General features: G+C 42.6%; 12 protein-coding genes. 4 read left to right on the forward strand and 8 right to left on the reverse strand.

What is annotated here, in order from left to right; genetic code table 11:
• Entirely contained in the window at positions 1 to 378 is a 378-nt protein-coding gene (gene frdD, locus VSA01S_RS13690) for a fumarate reductase subunit FrdD (RefSeq protein ID WP_021710544.1), read from the forward strand.
• A gap of 82 nt (positions 379 to 460) precedes the next feature.
• Here frdD and VSA01S_RS13695 read toward each other — a convergent pair whose 3' ends face one another.
• From VSA01S_RS13695 to efp, 3 genes are all read right to left on the reverse strand, one after another.
• The gene (locus VSA01S_RS13695) at positions 461 to 1,144 is read right to left on the reverse strand and encodes a nitroreductase family protein (protein ID WP_039979439.1); all 684 of its coding nucleotides are present in this window, start codon (positions 1,142 to 1,144) and stop codon (positions 461 to 463) included.
• Between the two features lie 343 nt (positions 1,145 to 1,487).
• A complete protein-coding gene (locus tag VSA01S_RS13700; protein WP_039979438.1) occupies positions 1,488 to 2,891 on the reverse strand; it encodes an SPFH domain-containing protein in 1,404 nt (467 codons plus the stop codon).
• A gap of 222 nt (positions 2,892 to 3,113) precedes the next feature.
• Positions 3,114 to 3,680: an elongation factor P gene (efp, locus tag VSA01S_RS13705; RefSeq protein WP_039979437.1), complete on the reverse strand. Its 567-nt coding sequence runs from the start codon at positions 3,678 to 3,680 to the stop codon at positions 3,114 to 3,116.
• Positions 3,681 to 3,712: 32 nt separating this feature from the next.
• Here efp and epmB point away from each other — a divergent pair, with 32 nt between their 5' ends.
• On the forward strand, positions 3,713 to 4,735 hold the full coding sequence (gene epmB / locus VSA01S_RS13710) for an EF-P beta-lysylation protein EpmB (RefSeq protein WP_039979436.1): 1,023 nt from the start codon (positions 3,713 to 3,715) through the stop codon (positions 4,733 to 4,735).
• 94 nt (positions 4,736 to 4,829) lie between these two features.
• Entirely contained in the window at positions 4,830 to 5,327 is a 498-nt protein-coding gene (locus VSA01S_RS13715; RefSeq protein ID WP_021710549.1) for an MgtC/SapB family protein, read from the forward strand.
• Between the two features lie 101 nt (positions 5,328 to 5,428).
• On the opposite strand, the gene groL is transcribed toward VSA01S_RS13715, so the two are convergent.
• The gene (gene groL, locus VSA01S_RS13720) at positions 5,429 to 7,075 is read right to left on the reverse strand and encodes a chaperonin GroEL (protein WP_039979435.1); all 1,647 of its coding nucleotides are present in this window, start codon (positions 7,073 to 7,075) and stop codon (positions 5,429 to 5,431) included.
• 72 nt (positions 7,076 to 7,147) lie between these two features.
• Positions 7,148 to 7,438 (reverse strand): co-chaperone GroES, encoded by a 291-nt coding sequence (locus tag VSA01S_RS13725; RefSeq protein WP_039979434.1) that lies wholly within the window; start codon positions 7,436 to 7,438, stop codon positions 7,148 to 7,150.
• Positions 7,439 to 7,819: 381 nt separating this feature from the next.
• Here VSA01S_RS13725 and VSA01S_RS13730 point away from each other — a divergent pair, with 381 nt between their 5' ends.
• Complete coding sequence (locus VSA01S_RS13730) at positions 7,820 to 9,217, forward strand: MATE family efflux transporter (protein WP_039979433.1); 1,398 nt, start codon at positions 7,820 to 7,822, stop codon at positions 9,215 to 9,217.
• Positions 9,218 to 9,305: 88 nt separating this feature from the next.
• Here the strand turns inward: VSA01S_RS13730 and pfkA are convergent, their stop codons facing one another.
• The 3 genes from pfkA to VSA01S_RS13745 all read right to left on the reverse strand — a co-directional run bounded on the left by pfkA (position 9,306) and on the right by VSA01S_RS13745 (position 12,080).
• Positions 9,306 to 10,268 (reverse strand): 6-phosphofructokinase, encoded by a 963-nt coding sequence (gene pfkA / locus VSA01S_RS13735; RefSeq protein WP_039979432.1) that lies wholly within the window; start codon positions 10,266 to 10,268, stop codon positions 9,306 to 9,308.
• Between the two features lie 277 nt (positions 10,269 to 10,545).
• Complete coding sequence (gene fieF, locus VSA01S_RS13740) at positions 10,546 to 11,454, reverse strand: CDF family cation-efflux transporter FieF (RefSeq protein ID WP_039979431.1); 909 nt, start codon at positions 11,452 to 11,454, stop codon at positions 10,546 to 10,548.
• Positions 11,455 to 11,582: 128 nt separating this feature from the next.
• On the reverse strand, positions 11,583 to 12,080 hold the full coding sequence (locus VSA01S_RS13745) for a CpxP family protein (protein ID WP_039979429.1): 498 nt from the start codon (positions 12,078 to 12,080) through the stop codon (positions 11,583 to 11,585).
• Positions 12,081 to 12,226: the final 146 nt, after the last annotated feature.

Here is a 12,226-nt window from a genome sequence, read left to right on the forward strand (position 1 = left end):
ATGAAACCAAATTACACTATCAATAGAACACCAAAACGTTCTGATGAGCCTATCTGGTGGAGCTTATTCGGAGCTGGGGGCACGTGGTTTGCCATGTTTACCCCAATTACCATTTTGGTGTTAGGCCTTTTGGTTCCGATGGGGGTGATTGATCAACAAGCGCTTAGCTACGAGCGAGTTGTCGAATTTGCCACGAGCTTTATCGGAGGCCTGTTTATCATCGCCACTTTGGCTCTGCCAATGTGGCATGCCATGCACCGTCTTCATCACGGTATGCACGATCTAAAGCTGCACACTGGTGTGGTTGGTAAAATCGCCTGCTATGCGTTCGCAGCGCTCATCTCTGTGCTTGCTGTTATCTTTGTGTTGATGATTTAAACCAAGCAAATCCTAAAAAGCTGGCACCTGCCAGCTTTTTTATCACTTATTTTCAGCGCAGTGACTCTTTGTGGGTGGCTGATTACTCTATAAAAGTCGCGATTTCTTCAAGAGGCTTCTTGCGCAAGGCATGCTCAGGAATCGTTGCATCGTCTTCCGGGTAACCTGTCACAATCAGCATATAAGGGCGATCCACGTCATTATCCCGACCACAAATTTTACTTAAAAAACTCATCGGCTTAGGCGTATGAGTCAACGTCCCCAACCCAGCGTTATGCAAAGCCTGCAACAAAAAACCCGTCGCGATTCCAACCGATTCATGCACATAGTAATTGGTTTGCTCACCGTTGTTCTCTATGCCGCCTTTCTTTTGTGAGAAGACTGCGATAAGCCATGGGGCCTTTTCGAGATAAGGCTTGCTGGCATGAGTTCCCAGTGGTTTTAGTGCATCCAACCACTCTTGCCCCGCTCTCCCTTGATAAAAGGTACTTTCTAAATCTTCAGCTGCTTGGCGAATCTGAGTTTTCATTTCTGCCTGATTAATGGCAACAAAATGCCAAGGTTGATGATTAGCACCACTAGGCGCCGTTCCTGCAGCGCGAATGCAGTGTTCAATAACCTCTTTAGCAACAGGACGATCGGAAAAACTCCGAATCGAGTGGCGCCGTTGAAGTAAGTGCAAATTTGCTTCTGCTCTATCGAGCATTTGTTGTGGTGGATATTCGACAAAATCATCCAACGTGTGATGTTGTTCTACTTTAGACATAAGGCTTCCTTGCTCAATTACCATCTGTCTCACTATAGCTATAGTTTTGCTATTAACAGTACATTCTGCCGATTCATCACTCAAGGTTGAGAGAAAGTGCAAATATTAATACTGCTGTTAGGGTCCGAGTGAATAAACAAAGAGGCTGATAATCCATATCAGCCTCTTTTCTCTTAGTTACCACTCACTGCTTTTCTTAGAATAAATACATCGCTTGTTAAGCTTTCAGCCACCTATGTACTTTTTGCTTAATTTGCATTTGACCATCGATGTTCTTTTTAATTTTTTAGCTTTTGGTCACCTATGATCTTTTTACTTTTAAAGCTTTTGACTACCTATGTTCTTATTGCTGGGTGACCTTTTTGGTTTGGTCCATTAAACCCAGAGCACCAAAGCCAGTAATGACATCTAGGTTTGTTTTAAGGCCAGCCGAATCGCCTCCACCAATGTAGTTTTGCGGCATTTGCACTTTGAAGTTTTTCAAGTTGCTGTACAACGACTTAGCTACATCCCGGTTCAGCTCAGCTAAGTAAACTTCATGATTTGCACCTAAAGCGGCGTATTTCGCTTTCAGAACCTCTGCTTCTGCTCGCCCGGTTTCCAGAATCGCTTTTGCTTCAAATTCTGCCGATAATGAATTCGCTTTTTGAATCGCAAGGTTCGCTTCTGCAATAGCCAGTTCTTTCTCTTTTTCAACTTCCGCTAGGCGTTTCGTTTTTTCAACTTCAACAATTTCACGTTCCGCGATTTGACGAGCAACTTCAACTTCTTTTTGCTGAGCAATAATGGCTAATTCTTTACGACGTTGAGCATCCTGAACTTCACGAGTTCGTTGAATCTCTTTACGTAGTTGCTCGGTTTCTGCCTGTGCTTTTGACGTTTCCTGCTCTTGAATCGCACGAATACGGTCGGCCACTAAACGCTTCTTATCCGCCAATAATTTATCCAGTTGCTTTTCCGGTTGCGGATCACCAATGGTTACCTGAGTAACTTGAATTCCATATTGTTGCAACGGATTATCTTGACGTATAGGCTGCCCCACCTTGTCTGCAATAGGAACTGTTTTCCACACCAGTTGATTAGTACGTTGTAATTGATTCGCATTACTTTGATTAACACCAACCGGAGCTAAGTCCAATTCTTCCACCTCTACTTGTCGACGTTCAGTAAGGTAAATACCTTCCCGGAGCTGATCCCCTAGTTTAGATTTAAACTGGTTAAGACCGCCTTGGAAAAATTCTTCCCCAGTATATTGCGTTGCGGTAATCACCGTGACGTTACGAGCATTTTTGACTAACAACGCATCAATGAGGTTGCTGTTATTGCGGAACTCTTTATGCATTTTTTTCAATGCTTCGGGATCATTGCTTAGTTTAAATCGAAACGTCACTGGAATTTGACCAATGTATGTATCAGCAAAACGCACCTGAATAGGATTCAAACGCTGATAAAAGTCTTCGCCTGTATTATTACCAAATGAAACGGTAATCACTTGATCATACTTAGATATTTTAGACAAAAACGGCATTCGGAAATGAATACCTGGCTCTGTAAATACATCTAATTCACCAGTCATATTATTCTGATGCACATAGCTATAACCAGCATCTGTCATCAAAATCGAGCTATTGATCGTCAACCCTAATACCAATAGTGGTACACCAACCAAAGCAACCTTAAGTGCCCTTCGTAATGTCTGGCGCCGTTCATCCATTTTTAGATCCCTTCCTAAGTTTCTGTCATACATTATTATCTCCTCTGAACTTAAATAATTGCTTTTAAGTCATGGTGATAGCTATCCTCCCCTAGCCACAAAATTAATGTATCAGAGTGCATTGTTAAGAAATAGTCGAAAGATTCATAAAATAACTAAGGTTTTACCGAAACATTTTGTTACTTTTATATCATTAATATTTGGCAGGCATAAAAAAAGGCCGCTTAAGCGACCTTTGTAAATGGAATCAAGTAATTACTTTACACGACCTACGTATTCAGCTGAACGTGTATCGACTTTGATCACTTCACCGATAGCGATAAATAGTGGAACTCGAACAACAGCACCTGTTGACAAAGTTGCAGGTTTACCACCCGTACCTTGAGTGTCACCTTTAAGGCCTGGATCTGTTTCAATAACTTCCAGCTCAACGAAGTTTGGTGGCGTAACCGTAATTGGGTTACCATTCCACAAAGTGATCATACAAGTGTTGTTCTCTACTAACCACTTGGCGTTATCACCTACCGCTTTTGCGTCTGCAGCAATTTGCTCAAACGTCTCATTATTCATAAAGTGGTAGAATTCGCCATCTGAATAGAGATAATCTAGGTCGATATCCATCACGTCTGCCACTTCACAAGTGTCACCAGACTTGAAGGTTTTCTCTAGCACTTTACCAGAAAGAAGCTTACGAATTTTAACGCGGTTGAATGCTTGACCTTTACCTGGCTTAACGTATTCATTTTCCAGGATGACACAAGGCTCGTTATCAAGCATTAACTTAAGGCCGCCTTTAAATTCATTGGTGCTAACTGTAGCCATTTTTTCCTCTTTACATTCTTAGAGCTAATTCAATGCCGCATATAATAACCCGAAAAGTCGAATCTGTTGAGCAAAACTGGCTCAAACAGTTATCGAATGGGATCTCTGACCCCGCAAAACTACTGGAGTATTTGGAAATTAATCCTTCTCCATGGCAGGACGGGTTTGCTGCACGTCGCCTATTTGCACAGCGTGTCCCACAAAGTTTTATCGATAGAATGGAAAAAGGCAATCCATACGATCCTCTTTTACGTCAGGTATTACCTCTAAGTGAAGAGTTTGAAGTCCATGATGGTTTCTCTCAAGATCCCCTAGAAGAACAAGATAATTCGACTCCTGGGTTGCTGCATAAATACCGAAATCGTGCTCTGATGATCGTCAAAGGTGGCTGTGCGGTTAATTGTCGTTACTGCTTTCGACGTCATTTCCCTTATCAAGACAACAAAAGCGGTAAGCAAGCTTGGGCGAACAGTCTTGAATATATTAAGCAACAGCCGGAGATCAACGAGATCATTTTTTCCGGCGGCGATCCTTTGATGGCGAAAGATCAAGAGCTTGAGTGGCTGATCGAACAAATTAGTCACATTCCTCATATTAAGCGCTTACGCATTCATAGCCGCTTACCTGTTGTCATCCCTGCCCGTGTGACGGATGCTCTATGTAAGATGCTCGCCGACTCACCACTACAAGTGATTATGGTCACTCACATTAACCATGCAAATGAAATCAATACAGAATTTTGCCAGAAAATGCTCAAACTGAGACAAGCAGGCATTACCTTGTTGAATCAAAGTGTGCTGTTAAAAGGGGTAAATGACAGTATCGATACGCAAGTTGCGCTCAGTGAAGCCCTTTTTGATGCTGGAATTCTGCCATACTACTTACATGTCTTGGATAAAGTTCAAGGAGCAGCGCACTACTATATCTCCGATGACAAAGCCAGAGCCATTATACAAGGTGTGATTACCCGCGTTTCAGGTTACTTAGTACCTAAGCTGACCCGAGAAATCGGCGGACGCCCAAGTAAAACCCCCTTGGATCTGCATCTAGAGTAACCACGACGACGTATAAAAGTTATCGTCACGAGTAAAAGCTTTTGTTCGCTTGTGCGAATTTCTATGTGCATACTCCGCTAATTAGGAGGATAAAATGCCAATAACTTTTGAATACATTTTCGATCTCGGGCCCTTTAACTGGGCCGCTCTACTTTGCTGTGCCATTAATGGTTTAATGATCGGTATTGAGCGACAGACTCGTGGCAAACCCGTCGGAATCCGAACCTCAATCTTGGTTATCTCTGGAACCTATTTATTTATGTCCATGGCGGTGTCCTTATCCCCAAATACGTTGGATCAAGCACGAGTTCTGGGCCAAATTATTACTGGTGTCGGTTTCTTAGGCGCTGGAGTGATGATGACGCAAGATGGAAAGATCCATGGCGTGACTTCCGCTGCGGTCATTTGGGTACTCGCAGGCATCGGTTTGATGATTGGTTTAGGCTACCTGACTCAATCCATCGTCATTACAGTGTTAGCCCTTATCGTTTTACTTGGGGTAGATAAAGCAGAGAGTCGCATCAAAGCATTGCGCCGAGGCGTGCACCAAAAAATTCTCCAGCGTAAATCATCACGGCGATTAACCAAATAGTCTCCACGACTAACAAAGTTACAAAATATTGAGAAACAAAAAAGCCGAGGAGCAATCCTCGGCTTTCATTTAATCTGGTTTAGACAACACAGACAGAATGATTACATCATACCGCCCATGCCACCCATACCGCCCATGCCACCCATATCAGGCATTGCTGGGCCGTCTTTTTGTGGTAGGTCTGTTACCATTGCTTCTGTTGTGATCATAAGACCTGCAATAGACGCGGCAAACTGTAGAGCAGAACGTGTTACTTTTGTTGGGTCTAGGATACCCATCTCTAGCATGTCGCCGTATTCGCCTGTTGCTGCGTTGTAGCCGTAAGAACCTTCACCAGCTCTCACGTTGTTCGCAACGACTGATTCTTCATCACCCGCGTTGGTGGTGATTTGACGAATTGGCGCTTCCATTGCACGTAGAGCAACGCGAATACCAACGTTTTGCTCTTCATTGTCACCTTGCAGTTCAGCAATCTTAGCCGCCGCACGGATAAGAGCAACACCACCACCTGCAACAACGCCTTCTTCAACCGCTGCGCGAGTCGCGTGAAGTGCATCTTCTACGCGGTCTTTCTTCTCTTTCATTTCAACTTCAGTTGCTGCACCAACTTTGATGACTGCAACACCGCCTGCTAGCTTAGCAACGCGCTCTTGTAGTTTCTCTTTATCGTAGTCTGATGTTGCATCTTCGATTTGCTGACGGATTTGAGCAACACGACCTTGGATCATGCCTTCTTCGCCTACGCCATCGATAATGGTTGTGTTTTCTTTTGTGATTGCAACGCGCTTCGCTTGACCTAGGTCTTCTAAAGCCACTTTTTCTAGCTCTAGGCCTACTTCTTCAGAAATCACAACACCACCAGTTAGGATTGCGATGTCTTGTAGCATTGCTTTACGGCGATCACCGAAACCAGGAGCTTTCACTGCCGCTACTTTAACGATGCCACGCATGTTGTTCACAACCAATGTTGCTAATGCTTCGCCCTCTACGTCTTCAGCGATGATCAGTAGTGGACGAGATGCTTTTGCTACCGCTTCTAGAGCTGGAAGCAGTTCACGGATGTTAGATACTTTCTTATCAATCAGAAGGATGAATGGATTTTCTAGATCAACCGAACCCGCTTCTTGGTTATTGATGAAGTAAGGGGATAAATAACCGCGGTCGAATTGCATACCTTCTACTACGTCTAACTCATCTTGCAGTGCTTGACCTTCTTCAACTGTGATAACTCCATCACGACCAACTCTTTCCATCGCCTCAGCAATGATGTTGCCAACACTCACATCTGAGTTTGCAGAGATTGTACCAACTTGAGCAATAGCTGTGGTGTCGTTACATTCAACAGACAGCTCTTTTAATTGCTCGACTGCTGCAACGACTGCTTTATCGATACCACGCTTCAAGTCCATTGGATTCATACCCGCAGCAACAGCTTTTAGGCCTTCGCTGACAATCGCTTGAGCAAGAACCGTTGCTGTTGTGGTACCGTCACCTGCAGCGTCATTCGCTTTAGAGGCAACTTCTTTAACCATTTGTGCGCCCATGTTCTGAAATTTATCTTCCAGTTCAATTTCACGCGCGACAGATACACCATCTTTAGTAATAACTGGTGCACCAAAAGATTTGTCCAGCACTACGTTACGACCTTTAGGACCCAGTGTTACTTTTACCGCGTCTGCTAGAACGTTAACACCTTCTAGCATTTTAACTCGTGCGTCATTACCAAATTTAACGTCTTTAGTAGCCATCTTTGATTTCCTTTTTAAATTTTGTTCTTAATCTTGTTATTATCAGAGCAAAAAATTACTCAATGGTCGCTATTATTCAACGATAGCCATGATGTCATTCTCAGACATGATTAGAACTTCTTTACCATCAATCTTTTCTGTTTTTGTGCCGTAGCTTTCAGAGAAAATAATGGTATCACCCACTTTAACATCCAATGGCTGTACTTCGCCGTTTTCTAAAATACGACCTTTGCCTACAGCTAAAATTGTTCCTCGGGTTGATTTCTCTGCCGCCGAACCAGTAAGAACAATACCACCCGCTGATTTGGATTCTACTTCTTGGCGTTCAACGATAACTCGGTCATGCAATGGACGAATGTTCATTGGTCATCTCTCCTGAAAATTTCCATGTATATTTGATAAGCAGGCCCTTAAGACCTTGTGATAACTATATAGGGGGTTAAGCCTCTGATCCCAAGGGGAGAGTAAAAGTTTTTTGTGACTAAGTTAAAAGAACAAAAGCTTAACAGCCTTTAAATACAACCTAAGTAACAACTGTACTCCTCTTCCTTGTGGCAGGGCAAAGATCAACAGTAGCAGTAAGATTTTTAATAACAAGATCTTACTACAAGTAATGCTGTTGGTGGGGAAGAGACAACCTATCGTCAATAGCCGAAAAGGATTGGAAATATATAAAATGTTGGCTCGCCCACAAAGAAAGTTTCTTGTATCCTTTGTTATTACCCCACCGAATAGACATCAAAGATGCTGGAAAAAAAACCATCCGCTCATCATAGCGAAGACAAACATGGTTTATTAACTGCGCCCATCGCGAGTACTTTACGTAAGATGACCATTCCCATGAGTGTGGGTATGCTCGCTATTTTGATGTTCAACTTAATCGACACGTTTTTCATTTCATTGCTGGGAACCAAAGCTCTAGCCGCCATCAGCTATACCTTTCCGGTCACCTTCGCTGTCAATAGCATCAGTATGGGAATAGGTACCGGTCTATCAGCTAATATTGCTCGTATTCTAGGCCAAGGAGACACCTCCCAGGCTGCTCGCTTTACAAGTCATGGTTTATTACTTGCCATATCTCTGGTTTCTATTGTGTCTATTATTGGGCTCTTCACTATTGAGCCACTTTTTAATCTGCTAGGGGCAAAAGAAGATTCAATCCCATTGATCAAACAATATATGCATGTGTGGTTTCTGACTATACCTTTATTAGTCGTTCCTATTGCTGGTAACAGCGCGCTTCGAGCAACAGGAGACACAACTACGCCTGCCAAATTAATGATTTTGGCAGGGTTACTCAATGGTATTCTCGATCCCCTGCTTATTTTCGGCTACGGTCCATTTCCTCAGCTTGGTATTCAAGGAGCTGCAATTGCAAGTGCTATCAGTTGGTTAGGAGCATTATGTGGTTCCTTATATGTACTATCAAAACGAGAAAATATGCTCGCTCCCCCCCAAATAGCATTGGTTAAACAAGATTGGCTACAAACACTGAAAATAGGTACTCCTGCCGCCTTTTCAAATATTATGAATCCTCTGTCAGGTGCAATTTTGATGATGCTACTTTCAAGTTATGGAACAGCCGCTGTTGCAGCTTATGGAGCCGCTCAACGTATTGAGTCCATTTTACTATTAGTTTTAATGTCTCTTACATCATCCTTAACTCCATTTATTGCCCAGAACTTAGGAGCAAAGAATCCACAGCGTGCTTTTGAAGGTTGGTTCCTGTGCATGCGATTTATTATATTGTTTCAATTAGGCATTTTCTTAGTAATGATACCTATCAGCCCTCCTCTAAGTTCACTTTTCTCGCAAGATATTGAGGTAAAAAGACTGCTAGGCTATTACCTACTTACGGTTCCAATTAGTTATGGTTTTCAAGGCATCGTCATGATGCTAGTAAGTGGGCTTAATGCGATGCATAAACCACTCCGAGCGTTTCAATGGAGTTTTATGCGCCTATTCATTTTTAACCTACCATCAGCTTGGGTAGGCAGTCAGCTATATGATATTGAAGGATTATTTATTGGTATTATGGTAGGAAATATTTTGGGTGGTGTTTGTGCATATCTGTTCGTAATGCGAGAGCGACGTTTAACAATAGAAGCGCATTACCAGACACCATCATCTTCCAGTCTTTAAAACGATATACAACAGTAAAAGTAAAATCATGAAAAAAGCTCCGTCGATGATAGCTATTGACGGAGCTTATTGAAGTTGTAGCCGTTATTTAGAATAGCTCTTCAGCGACTTGGTAAAGATCGCTACGTACGGGGCGTTTCATATTTTCTATCGCATCAATGATATCATGGTGAACCAATTGCTCTTTCACAATACCAACACAACGACCACCGTGGCCATCCATCAAAAGATGAACAGCATAGTTACCCATGCGAGAAGCAAGCACTCGATCAAAGGCTGTTGGACGTCCACCACGTTGAATGTGTCCTAATACAGTCGCACGAGTTTCACGTCCAGTTGCCGCTTCAATATCTCTTGCTAATTCGTTAGCATCCATCATTAACTCCGTGAGAGCAATAATGGCGTGTTTTTTGCCTTTCGCAATTCCGTCTTGAATGTTACCGATCAACTTGTCTTTATCTAATCCAGTTTCAGGTGTAATGATGTACTCACAACCACCTGCAATTGCTGACATTAGACTTAAATCACCGCAATGGCGGCCCATAATTTCAACAATAGAAATACGTTGGTGAGATGAAGAGGTATCACGCAGGCGGTCAATGGCATCAACCACTGTATTTAAAGCTGTCAAGTAGCCAATTGTATAGTCAGTACCTGCGATATCGTTGTCGATAGTGCCAGGTAAACCGATGCATGGGTACCCCATTTCAGTTAGCTTTTTCGCCCCCATGTAAGAGCCATCACCACCAATAACAACAAGCGCATCAATGCCATGCTGCTTTAAATTTTCGATCGCTTTTTTACGAACGGTTTCTTCTTTAAATTCAGGGAAACGAGCAGAGCCGAGGAACGTACCGCCTCTGTTAATTACGTCAGAAACGCTTGAACGATCCAGTTTTTCAATGCGACCTTCATAAAGACCTAAATAGCCATCGTAAACACCGTAAACTTCCAATCCCTCAGATAGTGCCGTACGAACGACACCGCGTACTGCTGCGTTCATACCAGGTGCGTCACCGCCACTTGTTAAAACACCAATCTTCTTAATCATGTTCACCCTCGATCTTTGGCAATCAATTGTATGATTTTTAGGCTTCTTGTTATCAAGCAACCTAGTTAGTTCAAAACTGTACGTTATGTTACATTCCCTCTAAAGGAATACCAATGAAAACGCACTTTTTTATGTAAATTTTCTACTTATGTAATAGTATTACAGTTTCGACATACCCTTTGTTGATTCACATCAGGATCTCTATTCTTAATTAACTAAGATGGAAAGATAGACAATAAGTGGCTATTTGTCCCGACAAACTCTGCTTGTCTAATACTTACCAGTCTTGCTCTTTTTGTTCTTTTTCTGCACCGAACACAACCGATATTGGATCTTGGTGGATTAGTATATCGGAGTCAGAAAATCTTGCTAAAAGCGCTTCTTCCACCTTATCGGCAATATGATGTGCTTCGATGAGTCGTAAATTATCGTTCAATTCCAAGTGCAATTGGATAAATCGTGTCGGGCCAGACATACGGGTGCGAAGTTGATGAACACCCAATACACCTTCCACACTGAGGCAAGTGGTACGAATTTGCGCTAATTCTTCATCAGGCAATTTCCGATCTAACAATGTTTGTGTCGCTTCTCTCACCATCTTGAAAGCGCTATAAAGGATAAATACACCAATTCCGACGGCAAACACCGCATCCGCTTGTGTGACGCCAAAATAACTGAGACCCAGTGCTACCATGATCGCCCCATTCATATACAAGTCGGTTTGATAGTGAAGTGAGTCAGCCGCAATCGCCTGGCTTCCAGTAACACGAACCACGTGCTTTTGAAACAAGACGAGCCCAAAAGTAACAACAATGGCAAACATTGAGACATACACACCCAGTTCCGGATCATTGAGTTCCCCGGGACGGAAAAAGCGTTCAATACCATTGAGAATAAGGAAGACTGCAGAGCCTGAGATAAACATCGCCTGAGCTAGGGCTGCCAGCGATTCAGCTTTGCCATGGCCGAATGTGTGCTCTCGATCAGCAGGTTGCAAAGCATAACGTACCACCACGAGATTAACAACTGAGGCTGCAATATCTAACATTGAATCGATAAGAGATGCCAGCAAGCTTACTGAACCCGTAATCCACCAGGTGATCACTTTTACTATTAATAAAATCGTTGCAGCTATCGTAGCTGTCCAAGCAGCCATTGTGACTAAACGTGCGTATTGGTGTTTCATAATCAAAAAGTTACTTCAAGCCATACGTTGAGTATATCTTGATAATCATGTCATGAGTATGAATTTACCTATTAAAAAGAGCAGCCAGGCTGCTCTTTTTATGTGTGAATAAATATTAAATTTGTGAGTTAGTCGTGATGCTTTTCTTCTAATCGGATGTATTTTTTCTCTGCACATTCCAGTAAACGTGCTTTTTTCAGCTCAGCATATTTCACTTTTTGTGCAGGTGTTAATACGCTAAGCAATTTATGCTTTTTCTCTAACAATGCGACGCGACGCTCAGTTTGCTTTTCAACCATTTCTTTAGCAAGTTTGGTCGCCGCTTCTTTATCAAAGTTGTCCGCCAAAACAAGAGCTTGCACTTTATCTTTGTGCGTTAAGCGCGCTACCTTTCTTTCTTCCAATTTAGCAAACTTTTGCTTCTTTTCTAGCTTGCTAAATTTGCGTAATTCTTTGATTTGCTCTTTTTGCGAATCCGTTAAGTCAAGCTGCTGAAGAAGTGCACGCTCTTGGCTCATGCATTTGTCACCAGTATGCGCTTTACCAACAGAAGCAAATGCACTCGCTGTACCCAAGGTTAAAGGTAGAACCATCGCCGCTAGTACAAATTTTTTAGTCAATTTCATGATTAGATTCCTTACACAAGTTAGTGATTCATCTGAGCTGCTCTCACAGCGCTTGAGTGTAGAATAAGGCCTATTAGGTAAAGCAGCGTATAGAGAGCGTAAAGAATCGTAAAGAATCACTTTGGATGTCCTTTGTCACCCGAGTT

The sequence above is a fragment of the Vibrio sagamiensis NBRC 104589 genome, assembly GCF_007990935.1.
GTDB lineage: Bacteria > Pseudomonadota > Gammaproteobacteria > Enterobacterales > Vibrionaceae > Vibrio > Vibrio sagamiensis.

Coding starts and splice junctions, on each gene's coding strand:
- VSA01S_RS13715 (WP_021710549.1), top strand. CDS start 4,830: ATGCCAATAACTTTTGAATACATTTTCGATCTCGGGCCCTTTAACTGG.
- groL (WP_039979435.1), bottom strand. CDS start 7,075: ATGGCTACTAAAGACGTTAAATTTGGTAATGACGCACGAGTTAAAATG.
- efp (WP_039979437.1), bottom strand. CDS start 3,680: ATGGCTACAGTTAGCACCAATGAATTTAAAGGCGGCCTTAAGTTAATG.
- epmB (WP_039979436.1), top strand. CDS start 3,713: ATGCCGCATATAATAACCCGAAAAGTCGAATCTGTTGAGCAAAACTGG.
- fieF (WP_039979431.1), bottom strand. CDS start 11,454: ATGAAACACCAATACGCACGTTTAGTCACAATGGCTGCTTGGACAGCT.
- VSA01S_RS13700 (WP_039979438.1), bottom strand. CDS start 2,891: ATGTATGACAGAAACTTAGGAAGGGATCTAAAAATGGATGAACGGCGC.
- VSA01S_RS13725 (WP_039979434.1), bottom strand. CDS start 7,438: ATGAACATTCGTCCATTGCATGACCGAGTTATCGTTGAACGCCAAGAA.
- VSA01S_RS13745 (WP_039979429.1), bottom strand. CDS start 12,080: ATGAAATTGACTAAAAAATTTGTACTAGCGGCGATGGTTCTACCTTTA.
- VSA01S_RS13730 (WP_039979433.1), top strand. CDS start 7,820: ATGCTGGAAAAAAAACCATCCGCTCATCATAGCGAAGACAAACATGGT.
- frdD (WP_021710544.1), top strand. CDS start 1: ATGAAACCAAATTACACTATCAATAGAACACCAAAACGTTCTGATGAG.
- VSA01S_RS13695 (WP_039979439.1), bottom strand. CDS start 1,144: ATGTCTAAAGTAGAACAACATCACACGTTGGATGATTTTGTCGAATAT.
- pfkA (WP_039979432.1), bottom strand. CDS start 10,268: ATGATTAAGAAGATTGGTGTTTTAACAAGTGGCGGTGACGCACCTGGT.